The sequence below is a fragment of the Streptomyces sp. BK340 genome (genome assembly GCF_007827595.1).
Lineage (GTDB): Bacteria > Actinomycetota > Actinomycetes > Streptomycetales > Streptomycetaceae > Streptomyces.
Genome location: NZ_VISR01000003.1, coordinates 493,839 through 513,901, shown reverse-complemented (window position 1 = coordinate 513,901; position 20,063 = coordinate 493,839). Strand labels below are relative to the sequence as shown.

Sequence of the window (20,063 nt, the reverse complement as noted above, 5' to 3'; positions counted from 1 at the left end):
ATACCGATGCAGATCGCCATCGTCGTCTACGACCGCTTCACCGCCCTCGACGTCGTCGGCCCGTACGAGATCCTCTCCCGGGTCCCGGACGCGGAGACGGTGTTCGTCGCCGAGGAGGCCGGCCTCGTACGCACGGAGACCGGATTTCTCGCGATCAGCGCCGACAAGGCACTGTCAGCGGTACCCGATCCCGACATCGTGCTGGTGTCCGGCGGCCCCGGTCAGAGCGCCCTGATGGACCACGAGCCCCTGCTGGACTGGCTGCGCGCCGCCGACGCCACCAGCACCTGGACGACCTCCGTATGCTCCGGCTCTTTGCTCCTGGCCGCCGCCGGGCTTCTCAAGGGGCGACGTGCAACCTCCCACTGGCTGGCCCTCGATCAGCTGAGCCGGTTCGGGGCCGAGCCCACGGGCGAACGCGTCGTCTTCGACGGAAAGTACGTCACCGCGGCCGGTGTGTCCTCCGGCATCGACATGGGGCTCGCCCTGCTCGGCCGGATCGCGGGTGACGAGCACGCCCAGGCCGTCCAGCTGGGGACCGAGTACGACCCGCAGCCGCCCTATGACGCGGGCTCGCCGGAGAAGGCACCCGCGCACATCGTCGAGCTGCTGCGCGCGCGGAGCCGCTTCATCCTGTCGTAGTCCAGGTGAAGCGCGGCTGCCTGCGCTCCAGGAACGCGGCGACCCCCTCCGCGGTGTCGCCGCTGCCGCGTGCCTGTTCCGCCCAGTGGGTGTCCCGGTCGGTGCGGCCGTTCGCGAACTCCTTCGCCGCGGCCTGGGTGAGCTGGGAGCGCGACACCAGGATCCGGGTCAACTCGGCGACCCGCTTGTCCAGTTCGCCCTCGGGCAGCACCTCGTCCACGAGCCCGGTGCGCAGCGCCCGCTCGGCGTCGATCAACTCGGCCGAGAACAGCAGGTACTTGGCGGCGGCCGGTCCCACCAGCGAGACCAGCCGCCGGGTGGACGAGGCCGCGTACACGATCCCGAGTTTCGCCGGCGTCACGCCGAACAGCGCGCCCTCCTCGGCCAGCCGCAGATCGCAGGCCGCGGCGAGCTGGGCCCCGCCGCCCACACAGTGGCCGCGGACCGCGGCGAGCGTCGGCTTGGGAAACGCGGCGAGGGCCTCCTCGGCCGCCACGGCCAGCCCCTGCGCCTCGGCGGCCGAGCCCCGGAGCGTGGAGATGTCCGCGCCCGCGCAGAAGGTCGAGCCCTCCCCGGTGAGCACCAGCGCCCGCACGTCCGGGTCTCCCGCCAGCCGGGCCAGCAGCGGCGGCAGGGCTCGCCACATCGCGGCCGTCATGGCGTTGCGCTTGGCCGGGTGACGGATGACGACGGTGGCCACGGCGTCGACGACCTGGTGAGACAGCTGGGGATCCATGCGGTGGATGCTATCCGGACGGCTCCGGCGGGCTCTGTGGGAGTTTTCCCACAACACGAATAGTTCGCGAACCGGCGCCACGGGGACAGGAGCGGTCCCACAACTGCCGTTGTCATACGCACATGGTCAGAACCGCTCGATAAGCGCTCACTTGTGTTCAGTTCTTCGGCGCGGAGCGGATCGTTACCAACACTCGACGTGTGGTGACAATCGAGCGCGAGGGTGGCGACCGGACGATGGACAACCACGGGCGCGGGGACGACCCGCGCCCAGCGGGGGGCGCCGATGGGCCGCCCGATCCACTGCCGTACGAGGGAGTGTGGCGGTTCACCGCGGCCGCCGTGGACGCGTCGGTCCCGCAGGCGCGGCACGCCGTACGGGACCTGCTGCTGCGCCAGGGCGTACCGGTCTCCGACGACCTGGTCCACGGACTGCTGCTGATCGTCTCCGAGCTGGTCACGAACGCGGTCCGGCACGCGGCGCTGCTGTCGCCGGTGCTCGCCGTGGAGGTGGCCGTCGGGGCCGAGTGGGTACGGGTGTCGGTGGAGGACAACCACCCCTACCGCCCCACCGCCCTGGAGGCCGATCACGGCCAGACCGGCGGTCGCGGGCTGCTCCTGGTCCGTGAGGTGGCCCGGGAGGCGGGCGGAGTCGTCGACGTGGAGCACACGGCGAGCGGCGGCAAGGTGATCTGGGCCGCCCTGCCGCTCAAGCCCGTGACCCTCGCCTGACGGCGGACTACCAGCCCGCGGACTCGCCCGTCAGCTCCCTGACCGCCGGACGGGCCGCGTCCAGCACGGTCATGAACCAAGCCGAGAACGGGTCCCGGGCGTGCCGCTCCGCCAGCTCGGCCGCCGTCACGAAGGCGGTCTGGCCGACCTCCTCCGGGTCCGGCGCGAGCGGCGCCTGCACCAGGCCGACGAACAGGTGGTTGAACTCCTGCTCGACCAGGCCCGAGGCCGGGTCCGGGTGGTTGTAGCGGACCGTGCCCGCCTCCGCCATCAGCGACGGCGACACGCCCAGCTCCTCGTACGTCCGCCGGGCCGCAGCCGCGAAGGGTGCCTCGCCGGGGTAGGGGTGGCCGCAGCAGGTGTTGGACCACACGCCGGGGGAGTGGTACTTGCCGAGCGCCCGCTGCTGGAGCAGCAGCCGGCCCTGCTCGTCGAAGAGGAACACCGAGAACGCCCGGTGCAGCTGTCCCGGTGGCTGATGGGCGGCGAGCTTCTCCGCGGTGCCGATCGTCACGCCCTTCTCGTCGACCAGTTCCAGCAAAATCGCCTCTGCGGTGCCGTTCGACGAGCTGTGCGTCTCGGTGGCAGGTGTGATCGGCATACCCATCCTTCGCCTCGGTCTTCGCACCCCAAGTCTGCCGTACGAATCCGGCACTCCCGGCACTTCCCGGCGCGTCCGCATGTCCCGCGCGGGGGTCGGGCCGAGGTGGGGCCCGGTAGATCATCGTGCCCGGCGGGCACGGCCGGGAACCGCCCCGGAATATCGAACGAATGTGTGTGCGGTCAGTGGCACAGACGTGCCTCGTGCTCCGCGTGCCCGCCCGGTTCCAGCTGGAAGGTGCAGTGCTCCACGTCGAAATGGCCGCCCAGGCAGCCCTGCAGCTCGTGCAGCATCTTCTCGTTCCCGATGGCGTTCAGCACCTCCGAGCTGACCACCACGTGCGCGGACAGCACGGGCAGTCCCGAGGTGATCGTCCAGGCGTGCAGATCGTGTACGTCCTCCACGCCGTCCAGGGCCAGGATGTGCGCCCGCACCTCCGCCATGTCGACATCCTTGGGGGCCGCCTCCAGCAGCACGTCCAGCGTCTCGCGCAGCAGCTTGAGGGTCCTCGGTACGATCATCAGCCCGATGACGAGCGAGGCGATCGGGTCGGCCGCCTGCCAGCCCGTGGTGAGGATCACGGTCGCGGAGATCAGGACCGCCAACGAGCCCAGCGCGTCCGCGGCCACCTCGAGGAAGGCGCCGCGCACGTTCAGGCTCTCCTTCTGCCCGCGCATCAGCAGGGTGAGCGACACGGTGTTCGCGACCAGGCCGATGAAGCCGAACACGATCATCAGGCCGCCCCGGGTCTCCGCGGGCGTGACGAACCGCTGGATCGCCTCGTACAGGACGTAGCCGCCGACGCAGAGCAGCAGCAGACAGTTGGCCAGGGCGGCGAGGATCTCGGCGCGGGCGTAGCCGAAGGTGCGGTTGGTGCTCGGCGGGCGGTTCGCGAAGTGGATGGCGAGCAGCGCCATGCCCAGCCCCACCGCGTCGGTCGCCATGTGGGCCGCGTCCGCGATCAGGGCGAGCGAGTCCGCCAGAAGACCGCCGGCGATCTCGACCACCATGACCATGAGCGTGATGCCCAGCGCCACGCGCAGCCGGCCACGGTACGCGGCCGCGGCCGTACCCGTGGGCGGCACATGGCTGTGCGTGTGCCCGTGGTCGTGCCCTGCCCCCATGAGAAGTCCGCCCTTCCGTGTTGCTCCCGAGCTGACAGTGAACTACGGGTGGGGGGTATCGGGCAACGCGGCACTGAACACCGTTGTCATGTGCCCTGACCTGCGCAAACGAACCGCTGGTCAGGGCGTTGCCCGGCTCACTTGCCGTGGTGCAGCTGCCAGCCCTGCCAGGCCGACTCCACCATCTCGCGCACCCCGCGCCGGGCCCGCCAGCCCAGTGTCTCGGCGGCCCGCTCGGCCGAGGCGACCGCGCGCGGCGCGTCCCCCGGACGGCGCGCCTGAACCAACGGCGGCCGCCGGTCGCCGGTGACCTCACCGATGACCGTGATGAGCTCGCGCACCGAGACGCCCTCGCCGCGGCCGATGTTCAGCGTCAGATCGCCGGCCTGGCCGCCGTCGGCGAGCCGCCTGGCCGCCGCGAGATGCGCCTCGGCGAGGTCGGCCACGTGAATGTAGTCACGGACGCAGGTGCCGTCCGGCGTCGGATAGTCGGCACCGAAGATCCGCGGGGCCTCGTCGCGGGTGAGCCGGTCGAAGACCATCGGAACGATGTTGAACACACCGGTGTCCGACAGTTCCGGCGCGGCCGCGCCCGCCACGTTGAAGTAGCGCAGGCACACCGTGGAGATCCCGTGCGCGGCTCCAGCCGCCCGCACCAGCCACTCACCGGTGAGCTTGGTCTCGCCGTACGGGTTCACCGGCGCGCACGGGGTGTCCTCGGTGATGAGGTCCACATCCGGGTTGCCGTACACGGCGGCCGACGAGGAGAAGAGCAGCCGGCCGACACCGGCCTCGGCCATCGCGTCCAGCAGGGTGGCCAGGCCGCCCACGTTCTCCCGGTAGTAACGGGTCGGCTGCGCCACGGACTCGGCGACCTGCTTGCGCGCCGCGAGATGGACGACACCTGTCACGCCATGGTCCGCGAAGACCCGCTTCAGCAGGTCGCCGTCCATCGTCGAACCCTCGACGAGCGGGACGTCCGCGGGGAGGCGTGAGGGCACGGCGGCCGACAGGTCGTCGAGCGCCACGACGCTCTCCCCGGCGCCCGTCATGGCCCGTGCCACATGCGCCCCGATGTATCCGGCTCCGCCGGTGATCAGCCAGGTCATGGTCGCCCACCCTATGCCGACCCGCCCGCATGTCCCTGATGCCCGGGTCTGGGGCCACGGTTTGTGGGGCGGGCCCCGGATCACCGATGATGATCGCGGCAAAGGCCTGGGCAGCCCCCGTGGGCCGGACCGTGAACGGCCGGTGAACAAGGGATCGAGTCCATCGGATACCCTTCGCCGACATGCCGCCCGGGAGCCGCAGGCAGGGGCGCCCCAACCATGCAGAAGACCGGCGCCGCCACGCCGGCACCCAGGGAGTGAGTTCGGTTGTCGACCGCCATCGTCACCGGTCAGCCGGTGCCCGGATCGTCGCTCGAGAACGATCTGCGGTCTCTCGGCTTCGACGTGCGCGCGGCCGCCGACGCCTCCGAGGCGGAGAGCCTGCTCGCGGCCGTCCCGGCCGACCGGCGCGTGGCCCTGGTCGACGCCCGCTTCGTCGGCCACCTGCACGCCCTGCGCCTGGGCCTCACCGACCCGCGCTTCCCGCTCGCCGCCGTACCCGGCGCCGTCACCGCCCAGCCCGCCGCCCGGCAGGCGCTGACCCGGGCTCTGGCCCGCGAGACCTCCGCCGCTGGCGGTACGGCGCATGGGGGTGCCCCCGCGCGAGCGAAGCCGAGCGTGGGGGATGTCGACAGCGTCGCCGACCGCGTGATCACCGCCCTCGACGCCGACGACAGCGCGGTCCACCGCCCCGAGCTGGGCAGCCTGGTGGCTGCCGTGCCGGAGGACCCGCAGGCCCGCAACGAGGTCCGGCAGGCCGTCGCCGCCGTCGACGACGAGGCCGTACGCCTGAAGTCGGCCGTTAAGTCCCGCGACGGCTTCTTCACCACGTTCTTCATCAGCCCGTACTCGCGCTACATCGCCCGCTGGTGCGCCCGCCGCGGCCTGACCCCCAACCAGGTCACCACCGCCTCGCTGCTCACCGCCCTGATAGCGGCGGGCTGCGCGGCGACCGGTACCCGGGCCGGGTTCGTCGCGGCCGGGGTGCTGCTGATCGCCTCGTTCGTCCTGGACTGCACCGACGGCCAGCTCGCCCGCTACGCCCTGAAGTACTCCACGCTCGGCGCCTGGCTGGACGCCACCTTCGACCGGGCCAAGGAGTACGCCTACTACGCGGGACTCGCCCTCGGAGCGGCCCGCGGCGGCGACGACGTGTGGGCCCTCGCCCTCGGCGCGATGATCCTGCAGACCTGCCGGCACGTCGTGGACTTCTCCTTCAACGAGGCCAACCACGACGCCACCGCCAACACCAGCCCCACCGCCGCCCTCTCCGACAAGCTGGACAGCGTCGGCTGGACGGTCTGGCTGCGGCGGATGATCGTCCTGCCCATCGGTGAACGCTGGGCCATGATCGCCGTCCTCACCGCGCTCACCACCCCCCGCATCACCTTCTACGTGCTCCTCGTCGGGTGCGCGTTCGCCGCGACGTACACCACGGCCGGCCGCGTGCTGCGCTCGGTGACCCGCAAGGCGAGGCGCACCGACCGGGCCGCGCAGGCACTGGCGGACCTCGCCGACAACGGACCGCTCGCCGCCCTCGTGGTCCGCCTCACGCGCCTGCGCCCCACAGCCCCGCTCCTGGTGGCGCTCGCGGGTGTGGCGGTCCTCACCGTGAACCTCTTCGTCGGGTGGCCCGTGCTGGGTGCCGCCGTCTACGCGGTCACCTCCGGCTGGGCGCTGTCCCGCCCCCTCAAGGGCGCCCTGGACTGGCTGATCCCCCCGCTGTTCCGGGCCGCCGAGTACGGCACGGTGCTCGTCCTGGCGAGTGACGCCGGGATGAACGGAGCCCTCCCCGCGGCTTTCGGCCTGGTGGCCGCCGTCGCCTACCATCACTACGACACGGTGTACCGCATCCGCGGCAACGCCGGAGCGCCCCCGGCCTGGCTGGTTCGTGCCATCGGGGGCCAGGAGGGGCGGACGGTGCTCGTCACCGTCCTCGCGGCGGTGCTCACCGCCTCGCAGTTCAAGGTTGCGCTCACGGTCCTCGCCGTGGTCGTCGCCCTGGTGGTGCTCATCGAGAGCATCCGCTTCTGGGTGTCCGCAGGGGCACCCGCCGTACACGATGAAGGAGAACCCGCATGATCGGCCTCGTGCTGGCGGCCGGCGCCGGACGGCGTCTTCGCCCCTACACCGACAGCCTTCCCAAGGCACTCGTGCCGGTGGGCCCCGCGGGCATAGAGGACTCGATCACGGTTCTCGACCTGACTCTCGGCAACTTCGCCGAGATCGGCCTGACCGAGGTCGCGATCATCGTCGGCTACCGCAAGGAGGCCGTGTACGAGCGCAAGGCGGCGCTGGAGGCGAAGTACGGCCTCAAGCTGACCCTCATCGACAACGACAAGGCCGAGGAGTGGAACAACGCCTACTCCCTGTGGTGCGGCCGTGACGCCCTCAAGGACGGTGTGATCCTCGCCAACGGCGACACCGTGCACCCGGTCTCCGTCGAGAAGACGCTGCTCGCCGCCCGCGGCGACGGCAAGAAGATCATCCTCGCGCTGGACACCGTGAAGTCCCTCGCCGACGAGGAGATGAAGGTCGTCGTCGACCCCGCCAAGGGCGTCCAGAAGATCACCAAGCTGATGGACCCCGCCGAGGCGACCGGCGAGTACATCGGTGTCACCCTGATCGAGGGCGACGCCGCTCCCGACCTGGCCGACGCGCTGAAGACGGTCTGGGAGACCGACCCGCAGCAGTTCTACGAGCACGGGTACCAGGAGCTGGTGAACCGCGGCTTCAAGATCGATGTCGCGCCGATCGGTGACGTCCAGTGGGTCGAGATCGACAACCACGACGACCTCGCCCGCGGACGGGAGATCGCGTGCCAGTACTGACGCGGCTCATTCCGTCGCCGGTCGTCGTGGACATCCGCCCGGGTGCCCTCGACGACCTGGCCGGAGTGCTCGCCGACGAGCGGATCTCGCAGTCGGGCCGGCTCGCCGTCGCCGTCAGCGGCGGCTCCGGTGCCAAGCTGCGCGAGCGCATCGCCCCGTCGCTGCCCGGCGCCACCTGGTACGAGGTCGGCGGCGGCACCCTCGACGACGCCATCCGGCTGGCCGGTGACATCAAGGCCGGCCACTTCGACGCCGTCGTGGGCCTCGGCGGCGGCAAGATCATCGACTGCGCCAAGTTCGCCGCGGCGCGCGTCGGCCTGCCCCTGGTCGCCGTGCCGACGAACCTCGCGCACGACGGCCTGTGCTCACCGGTCGCCACGCTCGACAACGACGCCGGCCGCGGCTCCTACGGTGTGCCGAACCCGATCGCCGTCCTCATCGACCTGGACGTGATCCGTGAGGCACCGGCGCGCTTCGTGCGCTCCGGCATCGGCGACGCCATCTCCAACATCAACTCGGTCGCGGACTGGGAGCTGTCCAACCGCGTCAACGGCGAGAAGATCGACGGTCTGGCCGCGGCCATGGCCCGCCAGGCCGGCGAGGCGGTGCTCCGGCACCCCGGCGGCATCGGCGACAACGACTTTCTCCAGGTGCTCGCCGAGGCGCTGGTCCTCACCGGTATCTCGATGTCGATCTCGGGCGACTCCCGGCCCGCGTCGGGCTCCTGCCACGAGATCAACCACGCCTTCGACCTGCTCTTCCCCAAGCGCGCCGCGAGCCACGGCGAGCAGTGCGGGCTCGGTGCCGCCTTCGCGATGTACCTGCGCGGAGCGCACGAGGAGTCGGTGTACATGGCCGAGGTGCTGCGCCGGCACGGGCTTCCGGTGCTGCCGGAGGAGATCGGCTTCACGCTGGACGAGTTCGTCCGCGCCGTGGAGTTCGCTCCGGAGACCAGACCCGGCCGCTACACGATCATCGAGCACCTCGACCTCAAGACGAACCAGATCAAGGACATCTACGCCGACTATGTCAAGGCCATCGGTAGCTGAACTCCGACCGGTCGTCCACCCCGCCGGGGTGAAGGACCGGCGCAGCGGTGAGCACTGGGCGGGACGCCTCTACATGCGCGAGGTGTCCCTGCGCGTCGACCGCTACCTGGTGAACACCGGGGTCACGCCCAACCAGCTCACGTACCTGATGACCGTCTGCGGTGTGCTCGCGGCCCCGGCCCTGCTGGTGCCGGGGATCGCGGGCGCCGTGCTCGGCGTGGTCGCCACCCAGCTGTACCTGCTGCTGGACTGCGTCGACGGCGAGATCGCCCGCTGGAAGAAGCAGTACTCGCTCGGCGGGGTCTACCTGGACCGCGTCGGCGCGTACCTGACCGACGCGGCCGTCCTGGTCGGCCTCGGCCTGCGCGCCGCCGACCTGTGGGGCAGCGGCCGTATCGACTGGCTGTGGGCCTTCCTCGGCACCCTCGCCGCGCTCGGCGCGATCCTGATCAAGGCCGAGACCGACCTCGTCGGTGTCGCCCGGCACCAGGCCGGCCTGGCGCCGGTCAAGGAGGCGGCGTCCGAGCCGCGCTCCTCCGGCATGGCGCTGGCCCGCCGGGCCGCCTCGGCGCTCAAGTTCCACCGGCTGATCCTCGGCATCGAGGCCTCGCTGCTGATCCTGGTCCTCGCGGTCCTGGACCAGATCCACGGGGACCTGTTCTTCACCCGGCTCGGCACCGCCGTGCTCGCCGGCATCGCCGTGCTGCAGACCGTGCTGCACCTGGTGTCCATCCTCGCCTCCAGCAGGCTGAGGTGAGCGGCATGAAGGTCGGCGCGGTCATCATCACCATGGGCAACCGGCCCGAGGAGCTCCGTGCTCTGCTCGACTCGGTCGCCAAGCAGGACGGCGACCGGGTCGAGGTCGTCGTCGTCGGCAACGGCTCGCCCGTCCCGGACGTCCCCGAGGGCGTACGGACCATAGAACTGCCCGAGAACCTGGGCATCCCCGGCGGCCGCAACGTCGGCATAGAGGCCTTCGGACCGGGCGGCCGCGACGTCGACATACTCCTCTTCCTCGACGACGACGGCCTGCTCGCCCGCCACGACACCGCCGAGCTGTGCCGCCAGGCGTTCGACGCCGACCCGAAGCTCGGCATCGTCAGCTTCCGCATCGCCGACCCGGAGACGGGCGAGACCCAGCGCCGGCACGTGCCGCGGCTGCGCGCCTCCGACCCGATGCGCTCCTCCCGGGTCACCACCTTCCTCGGCGGCGCCAACGCGGTCCGCACCCGGGTCTTCGCCGAGGCCGGCGTGCTCCCGGACGAGTTCTTCTACGCCCACGAGGAGACCGACCTGGCCTGGCGGGCCCTCGACGCCGGCTGGATGATCGACTACCGGTCCGACATGGTGCTGTACCACCCGACGACCGCGCCCTCGCGGCACGCGGTGTACCACCGCATGGTCGCCCGCAACCGGGTCTGGCTGGCCCGGCGCAACCTGCCCGCGCTCCTGGTCCCGGTCTACCTCGGGGTCTGGCTGCTGCTCACCCTGCTGCGCCGCCCCTCGGGACCGGCCCTGAAGGCCTGGTTCGGCGGCTTCAAGGAGGGCTGGACCTCCCCGTGCGGCCCCCGCCGCCCGATGCGGTGGCGCACGGTGTGGCGGCTCACACGACTGGGCCGGCCCCCCGTCATCTGACAAGCTCGACCGTGCGGGCCGCGCCCCGGGGCGCGCCCGAAGGCGGATCCGACGCAGCCGGACGGCGCGGGCACGACGCACCACGCCGGCCACGACGGTCCCGACGAACCCGACGCACTAGAAGACGAAAGCTTCCACCTGTGAGTGAGACAACGCACGACGGCGGTGTCGCGGTGACCGCGGCCCCGTCGCCCGACGAGGGACTGACGGCGGCCCAGCTCGCCGCCAAGTACGGGCTCGCCGTGAGCGGTGCCCGGCCCTCGCTCACCGAGTACGTCCGGCAGCTGTGGGGGCGGCGCCACTTCATCCTCGCCTTCTCGCAGGCGAAGCTGACCGCGCAGTACAGCCAGGCCAAGCTCGGCCAGCTGTGGCAGGTGGCGACCCCGCTGCTGAACGCGGCGGTGTACTACTTCATCTTCGGCGTCATCCTGCACGCGAGCCGGGGCATGTCCAAGGACGTGTACATCCCGTTCCTGGTGACGGGCGTGTTCGTCTTCACCTTCACCCAGAGCTCGATCATGTCGGGCGTCCGTGCGATCGCCGGCAACCTGGGCCTGGTGCGGGCCCTGCACTTCCCGCGCGCCTCGCTGCCCGTCTCCTTCTCGCTGCAGCAGCTGCAGCAGCTGCTCTTCTCGATGATCGTGATGTTCCTCGTGGCGATCGGCTTCGGCAGCTACCCGAGCCTGTCCTGGCTGCTGATCGTGCCGGTGCTGGTGCTGCAGTTCCTGTTCAACACCGGGCTCGCGCTGATCGTGGCGCGCATGGGCGCCAAGACGCCGGATCTCGCCCAGCTGATGCCGTTCATCCTGCGGACCTGGATGTACGCCTCCGGCGTCATGTTCTCCATCAGCAAGATGATGGAGGGCCGTTCCGAGTGGGTGGTCCGCCTGCTCCAGGTGAACCCGGCCGCCGTCTACATGGACCTGATGCGCTTCGCGCTGATCGACGGGTACGGCGCCTCGAACCTGCCGCCGCACGTGTGGGTCATCGCCCTGTTCTGGGCCGTGGTCGCCTTCGCCGGCGGGTTCGTGTACTTCTGGAAGGCGGAGGAGAGGTACGGCCGTGGCTGAGCAGAACACCCAGGAAAGCGCCGACCGGCGCCCGACGGTCATCGCGGACGACCTGCACATCGTCTACCGGGTCAACGGTGCGAAGACGGGCAAGGGCAGTGCGACGGCCGCCCTGAGCCGCATACTCAAGCGCGGCGAGGAGCGGGGCGTGCGCAAGGTGCACGCCGTGCGGGGCGTCTCCTTCGTCGCCTACCGAGGTGAGGCCATCGGTCTGATCGGCTCCAACGGCTCGGGCAAGTCCACCCTGCTGCGTGCCATCGCCGGTCTGCTGCCCGCCGAGAAGGGCAAGGTCTACACCGACGGCCAGCCCTCGCTGCTCGGCGTGAACGCGGCCCTGATGAACGACCTCACCGGTGAGCGCAACGTGATCCTCGGCGGTCTCGCCATGGGCATGTCCCGCGAGCAGGTCAAGGAGCGCTACCAGGAGATCGTCGACTTCTCGGGCATCAACGAGAAGGGCGACTTCATCACCCTGCCGATGCGCACCTACTCCTCCGGAATGGCGGCCCGGCTGCGCTTCTCCATCGCCGCCGCCAAGGACCACGACGTCCTCATGATCGACGAGGCGCTGGCCACCGGTGACCGCAAGTTCCAGAAGCGCTCCGAGGAGCGCATCCGGGAACTGCGCAAGGAGGCCGGCACGGTGTTTCTGGTCAGTCACAACAACAAGTCCATCCGCGACACCTGCAACCGTGTCCTGTGGCTCGAGCGCGGCGAACTGCGCATGGACGGGCCGACCGAAGAGGTCCTCAAGGAGTACGAGAAGTTCACGGGCAAGTGACCGTTGAGCCGTTTCGGCCAGGGCCCCGTCGGCAACCGTCCGGTGGGGCCCTGCGTCTGCAAAGGAAACGTCAACTCCCGGCGCCCTTAGGAATCTTGACGCCAATCGGTGTGTTGTTGTGATGTGCAGGACACCCCGACGGACTGTGCCGCGTTGTACAACGTAAGCTGTACGGGTGCCGGAAAGCGGCAAGTAGGGCCATAATGCGCGACACCCTCCCGGCAGCAGCCCGGCGGAGGGCCGGGCGGCGTGTCCGAAATAGTGTGTATCGGATCGGCAGTGTAGAACGGGAGATGTGACGGCAATGGCTACGGAAACTCCCCAGCTCAACGCAGCATGTGCCGTCCCCGCCCCGGGCAGCGCGCGGTGACGGGAACCGACACGGCGCCGGAACTGGAGCGCGCCACGCTGGACAAGGCTGCGAGCGAGAACTTCCCCGTGGCCCCCTTTTTCCTGCCCCGGGCCTGGCGTGCCGACCTCATGGCCGTGTACGGCTTCGCCCGCCTGGTGGACGACATCGGCGACGGCGACCTCGCCCCCGGTGGAGCCGACGCGCGCGTCCTGGGTGTGACGGCCGCCGAGGCCGAGGACCGACTGGCCCTCCTCGACGCCTTCGAGGCCGACCTGCGGCGTGTCTTCGACGGCACGCCCCGCCACCCCCTGCTCCGCCGTCTGCAGCCCACCGTCCGCCGCCGTGCCCTCACCCCCGAGCCCTTCCTCGGCCTGATCGCCGCCAACCGCCAGGACCAGCTGGTCGCCCGGTACGAGACCTACGACGACCTCCTCGCCTACTGCGAGCTGTCCGCCAACCCCGTCGGCCGCCTCGTCCTCGCCGTCACCGGTACCTCGACCCCCGAGCGGATCCGCCTCTCCGACTCCATCTGCACCGCACTGCAGATCGTGGAACACCTCCAGGACGTGGCCGAGGACTTCGGCCGTGACCGGATCTATCTGCCCGCCGAGGACATGAAGCGCTTCCACATCCATGAAACGGATCTCGCCACGAAAACCACAGGCGCATCGTTGCGCGCTCTGGTTGCATACGAAGCGCAACGCGCCCGCGATCTGCTGAATGAAGGCGCCCCCTTGGTGGGTAGCGTCCACGGCAGGTTGAAGCTGCTGCTCGCGGGGTTCGTGGCAGGGGGAAGGGCGGCGATCCGGGCGATCGCCGCCGCCGAATACGACGTACTTCCCGGCCCGCCCAGACCCGGCAAGGTCCAGTTGCTGCGTGAGGTGGGCGTGACCCTGCGAGGAGAGGGGTGATCCGGACCGTGGATTCTGTGCCACACGTGTCCGCACCGGTACTCGCCGCCTACAGCTACTGCGAGGCCGTCACCGGGCAGCAGGCCCGCAACTTCGCGTACGGCATCCGCCTGCTGCCGACGCCCAAGCGCCGCGCCATGTCCGCGCTGTACGCCTTCTCCCGGCGTGTCGACGACATCGGCGACGGCGACCTGCCCGGCGAGGTCAAGGTCGCGCGCCTGGAGGACACCCGGGCGCTGCTCGACCGTGTCCGGGCGGGCCAGGTCGAGGAGGACGACACCGACCCGGTGGCCGTCGCCCTCACCCATGCCTCCGACGCCTTCCCGATCCCGCTCGGCGGACTGGACGAGCTGATCGACGGCGTCCAGATGGATGTGCGCGGGGAGACCTACGAGACCTGGGACGACCTCAAGGTCTACTGCCGCTGCGTGGCCGGCGCCATCGGCCGCCTCTCGCTCGGCGTGTTCGGCACGGAACCGGGCGCGCGCGGCGCCGAGCGCGCGTCCGAGTACGCCGACACGCTCGGTCTCGCGCTGCAGCTGACCAACATCCTCAGGGACGTCCGCGAGGACGCCGAGGGCGGCCGTACCTATCTGCCCGCCGACGACCTCGCGAAATTCGGCTGCTCGGCCGGTTTCAACGGCCCCACCCCGCCGGAGGGATCCGACTTCGCGGGCCTCGTCCACTTCGAAGTGCGGCGGGCCCGCGCCCTTTTCGCCGAGGGCTACCGGCTCCTCCCCATGCTCGACCGGCGCAGCGGCGCATGCGTGGCCGCCATGGCCGGCATCTACCGTCGCCTGCTCGACCGCATCGAGCGCGACCCGGAGGCCGTGCTGCGCGGCCGTGTCTCGCTGCCCGGACGCGAGAAGGCGTACGTCGCCGTACGCGGACTGTCGGGGCTCGACACCCGGCACGTGTCCCGGCGGACCGTCAGGAGGCGCGCCTGATGGACTCTGTGGACCCAGTGCCCCGACCGGCAACGTTCGCCCCGTCGGCGCTGCCGGACTCCGACGGCCCGATGCGGCGGGCAACCCTCCGCTGCGGCGTGGCGTCCCTGACTGCGACGGCCGAGCGTGCACCGTTCATCCAGCACGCCCGGCGGGCAGGGAAGGACGCACGATGAGCGACGGCGCACACGCCTCGGCGGCGCACGCCGGCACCCCGGCACCGGCGGGGCGCAGTGCCGTCGTGGTCGGCGGCGGCCTCGCCGGGATCACCGCCGCGCTCGCGCTCGCCGACGCGGGCGTCAGGGTCACCCTGCTCGAAGGCAGGCCGAGACTGGGCGGCCTCGCCTTCTCCTTCCAGCGCGGCGACCTGACCGTCGACAACGGCCAGCACGTGTACCTGCGCTGCTGCACCGCCTACCGCTGGTTCCTCGACCGCATCGAGGGCGCGGCGCTGGCACCGCTGCAGGATCGTCTCGACGTGCCCGTACTCGACGTGAACCGGCCCGAGGGACGGCGGCTGGGCAGGCTGCGGCGCGACGCCCTGCCCGTACCCCTGCATCTGGGCCGGAGCCTGGCCACCTATCCGCACCTGTCGCTCGCCGAGCGTGCCGCGGTAGGGCGTGCCGCGCTCGCGCTCAAGGGACTCGACCTCGCCGATCCGACCCTGGACACCCAGGACTTCGGCAGCTGGCTGGCCGCCCACGGCCAGTCGGCGCGTGCCGTCGAGGCCCTGTGGGACCTGGTCGGGGTCGCCACCCTCAACGCGGTCGCGGGCGACGCATCGCTGGGGCTCGCCGCGATGGTGTTCAAGACCGGTCTGCTGTCCGACCCGGGCGCGGCCGACATCGGCTGGGCCCATGTACCGCTGGGCGAACTGCACGACCGGCTGGCCCGCAAGGCGCTCGACTCCGCGGGCGTCCGTACCGAAGTCCGTACACGCGTCACCTCCGTCTCCAACAACGAAAACGGGACCTGGAGCGTTCAGGTTCCCGGTGAGACGCTCCGGGCCGACACGGTCGTCCTCGCCGTACCCCAGCGCGAGACGCACGACCTGCTGCCGCCCGGCGCCCTCGACGCCCCCGAACAGCTGCTCAGGATCGGCACCGCGCCGATCCTGAACGTGCATGTCGTCTACGACCGCAAGGTGCTCGCCCGCCCCTTCTTCGCCGCCCTCGGCACCCCCGTGCAGTGGGTCTTCGACCGGACGGACGCGTCCGGGCTCGCCGAGGGGCAGTACCTGGCGCTGTCCCAGTCCGCCGCGCAGGACGAGATCGACGCACCGGTCGCCGAACTCCGCGAGCGCTACCTGCCGGAGCTGGAGCGCCTCGTCCCGGGCACCCGCGGCGCTGCGGTGAAGGACTTCTTCGTGACCCGGGAGCGCACGGCGACGTTCGCTCCCACCCCCGGCGTCGGGCGGCTGCGGCCCGGCGCCCGCACCAAGGCCCCCGGCCTGTACCTGGCCGGAGCGTGGACCGCCACCGGGTGGCCCGCGACCATGGAAAGTGCGGTCCGCAGTGGAGTGAGCGCGGCCGACGCCGCGCTGAGCGCCCTGGGCCGGCCCCGCCCCCGCCACCTCTTCGAGTTCGAGGAGGCGGCGTGACGCTCGATCAGGACGCGGCAGGCCCCCGCACCCCCGGTACCGCAACAAGAGGAGAGACTGTGCCCACTGTGCCCCCGGCCCCGATGCCCGCTCGGAGGACCGCGGTGGACGTGACCGCGCTTCTGGAGCGCGGCCGGACCCTGGCCACCCCGGTCCTGCGTGCGGCCGTCGACCGCCTGGCGCCTCCGATGGACACCGTCGCCGCCTACCACTTCGGCTGGATCGACGCGGCCGGCAACCCGGCCGACGGTGACGGCGGCAAGGCCGTGCGCCCCGCCCTGGCCGTTCTCTCCGCCGAAGTCACCGGCGCCGCACCCGAGGTGGGTGTCCCCGGGGCCGTCGCCGTCGAACTCGTCCACAACTTCTCGCTGCTGCACGACGACCTGATGGACGGCGACGAGCAGCGCCGGCACCGCGACACCGTCTGGAAGGTGCACGGCCCCGCCCAGGCCATCCTGGTCGGTGACGCCCTGTTCGCCCTCGCCAACGAGATCCTGCTGGAGCTCGGCACCGTCGAGGCCGGCCGCGCGACCCGCCGCCTGACCGCCGCCAGCCGCGCCCTGATCGACGGTCAGGCGCAGGACATCTCCTACGAGCACCGCGACCGCGTCAGCGTCGAGGAGTGCCTGGAGATGGAGGGCAACAAGACCGGCGCCCTGCTCGCAGCCTCCAGCTCCATCGGCGCGGTGCTCGGCGGCGCCGACGACCGCACCGCCGACACCCTGGAGAAGTACGGCTACCACCTGGGCCTCGCCTTCCAGGCCGTCGACGACCTGCTCGGCATCTGGGGCGACCCGGAGTCCACCGGCAAGCATCCCTGGAGCGACCTGCGCCAGCGCAAGAAGTCCCTGCCGGTGGTGGCCGCGCTCGCCGCGGGCGGCTCCGCCTCCGAGCGGCTCGGCGAGATCCTCGCCGCCGACGCCAAGAGCAGCGACTTCGAGAACTTCTCCGAGGAGGAGTTCGCGGCCCGCGCGGCCCTCATCGAGGAGGCCGGCGGCCGCGAGTGGACGGCCGAGGAAGCACGCCGTCAGCACACCATCGCCATCGAAGCCCTCGACACCGTCGACATGCCCGAACAGGTGCGGGCCGCCTTCACGGCACTCGCCGACTTCGTCGTCGTACGAAAGAGATGATCTTTATCGGTCGAATAACCCTCGCGTAGTCGCCGGCCGGTGTCGAGGGACGACGGACACCGGCCGACGGCGGACCCGTAGCAGCACGACTCGCACGACTGCACGAAGGGGAAGCCATGACAGCGACGACCGACGGAAGCACCGGGGCGACCATCCCGCCCCGCGCTGCCGCGGCCAGCGAAACAGACGTCACCACCCCCGCGGCGGCCGGGGTACAAGAAGCCGCCGAACGCGCCGCACGGCGCGCCACCGACTTCCTGCTGGCACGGCAGGACGCCCAGGGCTGGTGGAAGGGCGACCTCGAGACGAACGTCACCATGGACGCCGAGGACCTGCTGCTCCGTCAGTTCCTGGGGATCCGCGACGAGGCGACGACACAGGCCGCCGCCCTCTTCATCCGCGGCGAGCAGCGCGCGGACGGCACCTGGGCCACCTTCTACGGCGGGCCCGGTGAACTGTCCGCCACCGTCGAGGCGTACGTCGCCCTCCGCCTGGCCGGCGACGCGCCCGACGCGCCGCACATGGCGAAGGCCTCCGCATGGATCCGCGAGCGAGGCGGGATCGCCGCCTCCCGGGTGTTCACCCGGATCTGGCTGGCCCTGTTCGGCTGGTGGAAGTGGGAGGACCTGCCCGAACTCCCGCCGGAGCTGATCTACTTCCCCAGCTGGATGCCGCTCAACATCTACGACTTCGGCTGCTGGGCCCGGCAGACCATCGTGCCGCTGACCATCGTCTCGGCCAAGCGCCCGGTCCGCCCGGCACCCTTCCCGCTGGACGAGCTGCACACCGACCCGGCCGACCCCAACCCGGTCAAGCCCCTGGCTCCCGTGGCCAGTTGGGACGGTGCCTTCCAGCGTCTGGACAAGGCGCTGCACCAGTTGCGCAAGGTCGCTCCGCGCCGTCTGCGCAGGGCCGCGATGAACTCCGCCGCCCGCTGGATCATCGAGCGCCAGGAGAACGACGGCTGCTGGGGCGGCATCCAGCCGCCGGCCGTGTACTCGGTCATCGCCCTGCACCTGCTCGGCTACGACCTCCAGCACCCGGTGATGCGCGAAGGCCTCGCCTCGCTGGACCGTTTCGCCGTATGGCGCGAGGACGGCGCCCGGATGATCGAGGCCTGTCAGTCCCCGGTGTGGGACACCTGCCTCGCCACCATCGCCCTGGCCGACGCCGGACTGCCCGTCGACCACCCCCAACTGGTCAAGGCCGCCGACTGGATGCTCGGCGAGGAGATCGTCCGGCCCGGTGACTGGGCCGTGAAGCGGCCCGGACTGCCGCCCGGCGGCTGGGCGTTCGAGTTCCACAACGACAACTACCCGGACATCGACGACACCGCCGAGGTCGCTCTCGCGCTGCGCCGGGTCAGGCATCACGACCCCGACCGGGTGGACGGGGCGATCGGGCGCGCGGTGCGCTGGAACCTCGGGATGCAGTCGAAGAACGGCGCATGGGGCGCCTTCGACGTCGACAACACCAGCCCGTTCCCGAACCGGCTGCCGTTCTGCGACTTCGGCGAGGTCATCGACCCGCCCTCCGCCGACGTCACCGCGCACGTGGTCGAGATGCTCGCCGCCGAGGGCCTCTCCCACGACCCGCGCACCCGGCGCGGCATCGAGTGGCTGCTCGCCGAACAGGAGCCGGACGGCTCGTGGTTCGGGCGCTGGGGCGTCAACTACGTCTACGGCACCGGCTCGGTCGTGCCCGCGCTGACCGCGGCCGGACTGCCCGGCTCCCACCCGGCGATCCGTCGGGCCGTGACCTGGTTGGAGAGCGTCCAGAACGACGACGGCGGCTGGGGCGAGGACCTGCGCTCCTACAAGTACGTCAAGGAGTGGAGCGGCCGCGGAGCCTCCACCGCCTCGCAGACCGGGTGGGCGCTGATGGCCCTGCTCGCGGCGGGGGAGCAGGACTCCAAAGCCGTCGAGCGCGGTGTCCGGTGGCTGGCCGAGACCCAGCGGGAGGACGGCTCCTGGGACGAGCCGTACTTCACCGGCACCGGCTTCCCCTGGGACTTCTCCATCAACTACCACCTCTACCGGCAGGTCTTCCCGCTCACCGCGCTCGGCCGGTACCTGCACGGCGACCCCTTCGAGCGGCAGCCGCTGGCCAGGGCCAGGAAGCCGCTCTCCGAGATCAAGAAGCCGCTCTCCGAGGTCAAGGGGAGCTGAATGAGCGCCCAGCCCGCCCCGGCCCCGCTGCTGATCGCCTGCGCGCTCGGCATCGAGCACCTCGCCCTGCGCACCGGCGACCGGGGCGGTGCCGGCGGACCGTTCAGCCTCGTCCGTACGGGTATGGGCCCCAAGGCGGCGGAACGGTCCGTCACCCGGCTTCTCGCGGACCCGGCGCGGGCCGGCGCGGCCGTCCTGGCCACCGGCTTCTGCGCCGGGCTCGCACCCGGGATGCACCCCGGCGACCTGGTCGTCGCCGAGGAGACCCGGGACCCGCACGGGACCGTTCCGTGCGCGGGGACCGACCTGCTCGTGAAGGAACTCGTGCGCATCCTGCCCGGGCGCACCGTCCACACCGGGCCGGTCACCGGCTCCGACCACGTCGTCCGCGGCCACGAGCGGTCCGGGCTGCTGGCGACCGGCGCGATCGCGGTCGACATGGAGTCCGCGGCCACACTCCTGAGCGCCGTCCGCGCGGGCGAGCGCCCGGTTGCGGCCGTACGGGTGGTCGTGGACGCTCCAGAACATGAACTCGTCCGGATCGGCACAGTGCGCGGTGGAATATCAGCCTTCCGCGTCCTCCGTGCCGTCCTTCCCGCTTTTTTCGAATGGCACCGTTCTTTGTTGCTCCCCCGGAGGTGAG

General features: G+C 71.3%; 20 protein-coding genes. 16 read left to right on the top strand and 4 right to left on the bottom strand.

Annotation, left to right across the window (positions count from 1 at the left end):
* Positions 1–6 precede the first annotated feature (6 nt).
* Positions 7–642 (top strand): DJ-1/PfpI family protein, encoded by a 636-nt coding sequence (locus FB157_RS08905; RefSeq protein WP_145877672.1) that lies wholly within the window; start codon positions 7–9, stop codon positions 640–642.
* Here the strand turns inward: FB157_RS08905 and FB157_RS08900 are convergent.
* Positions 629–1,378, bottom strand: coding sequence for an enoyl-CoA hydratase/isomerase family protein (locus FB157_RS08900; protein WP_145877670.1), 750 nt, complete (start codon positions 1,376–1,378; stop codon positions 629–631). The two genes, FB157_RS08905 and FB157_RS08900, sit on opposite strands and share 14 nt — an antisense overlap.
* Before the next feature lie 236 nt (positions 1,379–1,614).
* Here FB157_RS08900 and FB157_RS08895 point away from each other — a divergent pair, with 236 nt between their 5' ends.
* Positions 1,615–2,109 (top strand): ATP-binding protein, encoded by a 495-nt coding sequence (locus tag FB157_RS08895; RefSeq protein ID WP_145877931.1) that lies wholly within the window; start codon positions 1,615–1,617, stop codon positions 2,107–2,109.
* A gap of 7 nt (positions 2,110–2,116) precedes the next feature.
* Here FB157_RS08895 and idi read toward each other — a convergent pair whose 3' ends face one another.
* From idi to galE, 3 genes are all read right to left on the bottom strand, one after another.
* Complete coding sequence (idi, locus tag FB157_RS08890) at positions 2,117–2,710, bottom strand: isopentenyl-diphosphate Delta-isomerase (RefSeq protein ID WP_145877668.1); 594 nt, start codon at positions 2,708–2,710, stop codon at positions 2,117–2,119.
* A 182-nt stretch (positions 2,711–2,892) separates the two neighbouring features.
* Entirely contained in the window at positions 2,893–3,834 is a 942-nt protein-coding gene (locus tag FB157_RS08885; protein ID WP_145877666.1) for a cation diffusion facilitator family transporter, read from the bottom strand.
* A gap of 137 nt (positions 3,835–3,971) precedes the next feature.
* Positions 3,972–4,943 carry a UDP-glucose 4-epimerase GalE gene (gene galE / locus FB157_RS08880; protein ID WP_145877665.1) on the bottom strand — a complete coding sequence of 324 codons (972 nt, stop codon included), beginning with the start codon at positions 4,941–4,943 and terminating at the stop codon, positions 3,972–3,974.
* A 267-nt stretch (positions 4,944–5,210) separates the two neighbouring features.
* On the opposite strand from galE, the gene FB157_RS08875 reads away from it, so the two are divergent.
* The 14 genes from FB157_RS08875 to FB157_RS08815 all read left to right on the top strand — a co-directional run bounded on the left by FB157_RS08875 (position 5,211) and on the right by FB157_RS08815 (position 20,062).
* Entirely contained in the window at positions 5,211–7,025 is a 1,815-nt protein-coding gene (locus tag FB157_RS08875; RefSeq protein ID WP_145877663.1) for a DUF5941 domain-containing protein, read from the top strand.
* Positions 7,022–7,774 carry a sugar phosphate nucleotidyltransferase gene (locus FB157_RS08870; RefSeq protein ID WP_145877662.1) on the top strand — a complete coding sequence of 251 codons (753 nt, stop codon included), beginning with the start codon at positions 7,022–7,024 and terminating at the stop codon, positions 7,772–7,774. The genes FB157_RS08875 and FB157_RS08870 overlap by 4 nt, the downstream gene beginning before the upstream one ends.
* Positions 7,762–8,823 (top strand): iron-containing alcohol dehydrogenase family protein, encoded by a 1,062-nt coding sequence (locus tag FB157_RS08865; protein ID WP_145877660.1) that lies wholly within the window; start codon positions 7,762–7,764, stop codon positions 8,821–8,823. Before FB157_RS08870 ends, FB157_RS08865 begins: the two co-directional genes overlap by 13 nt.
* Positions 8,801–9,580 (top strand): CDP-alcohol phosphatidyltransferase family protein, encoded by a 780-nt coding sequence (locus FB157_RS08860; RefSeq protein ID WP_145877658.1) that lies wholly within the window; start codon positions 8,801–8,803, stop codon positions 9,578–9,580. Before FB157_RS08865 ends, FB157_RS08860 begins: the two co-directional genes overlap by 23 nt.
* 5 nt (positions 9,581–9,585) lie before the next feature.
* Entirely contained in the window at positions 9,586–10,458 is an 873-nt protein-coding gene (locus FB157_RS08855; RefSeq protein WP_145877656.1) for a glycosyltransferase family 2 protein, read from the top strand.
* 140 nt (positions 10,459–10,598) lie between these two features.
* On the top strand, positions 10,599–11,528 hold the full coding sequence (locus FB157_RS08850) for an ABC transporter permease (RefSeq protein WP_145877654.1): 930 nt from the start codon (positions 10,599–10,601) through the stop codon (positions 11,526–11,528).
* Positions 11,521–12,309, top strand: a complete 789-nt coding sequence (locus FB157_RS08845) for an ABC transporter ATP-binding protein (RefSeq protein ID WP_145877653.1) — start codon at positions 11,521–11,523, stop codon at positions 12,307–12,309. The genes FB157_RS08850 and FB157_RS08845 overlap by 8 nt, the downstream gene beginning before the upstream one ends.
* Before the next feature lie 336 nt (positions 12,310–12,645).
* Positions 12,646–13,572 (top strand): squalene synthase HpnC, encoded by a 927-nt coding sequence (hpnC, locus tag FB157_RS08840; RefSeq protein ID WP_385167738.1) that lies wholly within the window; start codon positions 12,646–12,648, stop codon positions 13,570–13,572.
* Positions 13,569–14,519, top strand: a complete 951-nt coding sequence (gene hpnD, locus FB157_RS08835) for a presqualene diphosphate synthase HpnD (RefSeq protein WP_186581415.1) — start codon at positions 13,569–13,571, stop codon at positions 14,517–14,519. The genes hpnC and hpnD overlap by 4 nt, the downstream gene beginning before the upstream one ends.
* Complete coding sequence (locus tag FB157_RS49600) at positions 14,519–14,695, top strand: DUF6380 family protein (protein ID WP_222440921.1); 177 nt, start codon at positions 14,519–14,521, stop codon at positions 14,693–14,695. The genes hpnD and FB157_RS49600 overlap by 1 nt, the downstream gene beginning before the upstream one ends.
* Positions 14,692–16,119 (top strand): hydroxysqualene dehydroxylase HpnE, encoded by a 1,428-nt coding sequence (gene hpnE / locus FB157_RS08830; protein ID WP_145877648.1) that lies wholly within the window; start codon positions 14,692–14,694, stop codon positions 16,117–16,119. Before FB157_RS49600 ends, hpnE begins: the two co-directional genes overlap by 4 nt.
* Positions 16,120–16,187: 68 nt before the next feature.
* Positions 16,188–17,252 carry a polyprenyl synthetase family protein gene (locus FB157_RS08825; protein ID WP_186581425.1) on the top strand — a complete coding sequence of 355 codons (1,065 nt, stop codon included), beginning with the start codon at positions 16,188–16,190 and terminating at the stop codon, positions 17,250–17,252.
* A 116-nt stretch (positions 17,253–17,368) separates the two neighbouring features.
* Positions 17,369–19,420: a squalene--hopene cyclase gene (shc, locus tag FB157_RS08820; RefSeq protein ID WP_145877644.1), complete on the top strand. Its 2,052-nt coding sequence runs from the start codon at positions 17,369–17,371 to the stop codon at positions 19,418–19,420.
* Positions 19,421–20,062 (top strand): 1-hydroxy-2-methyl-2-butenyl 4-diphosphate reductase, encoded by a 642-nt coding sequence (locus FB157_RS08815; protein ID WP_145877642.1) that lies wholly within the window; start codon positions 19,421–19,423, stop codon positions 20,060–20,062.
* The last annotated feature ends 1 nt before the right edge of the window (position 20,063 follow it).

Coding starts and splice junctions, on each gene's coding strand:
- FB157_RS08855 (WP_145877656.1), top strand. CDS start 9,586: ATGAAGGTCGGCGCGGTCATCATCACCATGGGCAACCGGCCCGAGGAG.
- FB157_RS08860 (WP_145877658.1), top strand. CDS start 8,801: ATGTCAAGGCCATCGGTAGCTGAACTCCGACCGGTCGTCCACCCCGCC.
- hpnE (WP_145877648.1), top strand. CDS start 14,692: ATGAGCGACGGCGCACACGCCTCGGCGGCGCACGCCGGCACCCCGGCA.
- FB157_RS08905 (WP_145877672.1), top strand. CDS start 7: ATGCAGATCGCCATCGTCGTCTACGACCGCTTCACCGCCCTCGACGTC.
- galE (WP_145877665.1), bottom strand. CDS start 4,943: ATGACCTGGCTGATCACCGGCGGAGCCGGATACATCGGGGCGCATGTG.
- idi (WP_145877668.1), bottom strand. CDS start 2,710: ATGCCGATCACACCTGCCACCGAGACGCACAGCTCGTCGAACGGCACC.
- FB157_RS08885 (WP_145877666.1), bottom strand. CDS start 3,834: ATGGGGGCAGGGCACGACCACGGGCACACGCACAGCCATGTGCCGCCC.
- FB157_RS08870 (WP_145877662.1), top strand. CDS start 7,022: ATGATCGGCCTCGTGCTGGCGGCCGGCGCCGGACGGCGTCTTCGCCCC.
- FB157_RS49600 (WP_222440921.1), top strand. CDS start 14,519: ATGGACTCTGTGGACCCAGTGCCCCGACCGGCAACGTTCGCCCCGTCG.
- FB157_RS08895 (WP_145877931.1), top strand. CDS start 1,615: ATGGACAACCACGGGCGCGGGGACGACCCGCGCCCAGCGGGGGGCGCC.
- FB157_RS08900 (WP_145877670.1), bottom strand. CDS start 1,378: ATGGATCCCCAGCTGTCTCACCAGGTCGTCGACGCCGTGGCCACCGTC.
- shc (WP_145877644.1), top strand. CDS start 17,369: ATGACAGCGACGACCGACGGAAGCACCGGGGCGACCATCCCGCCCCGC.
- hpnC (WP_385167738.1), top strand. CDS start 12,646: ATGTGCCGTCCCCGCCCCGGGCAGCGCGCGGTGACGGGAACCGACACG.
- FB157_RS08815 (WP_145877642.1), top strand. CDS start 19,421: ATGAGCGCCCAGCCCGCCCCGGCCCCGCTGCTGATCGCCTGCGCGCTC.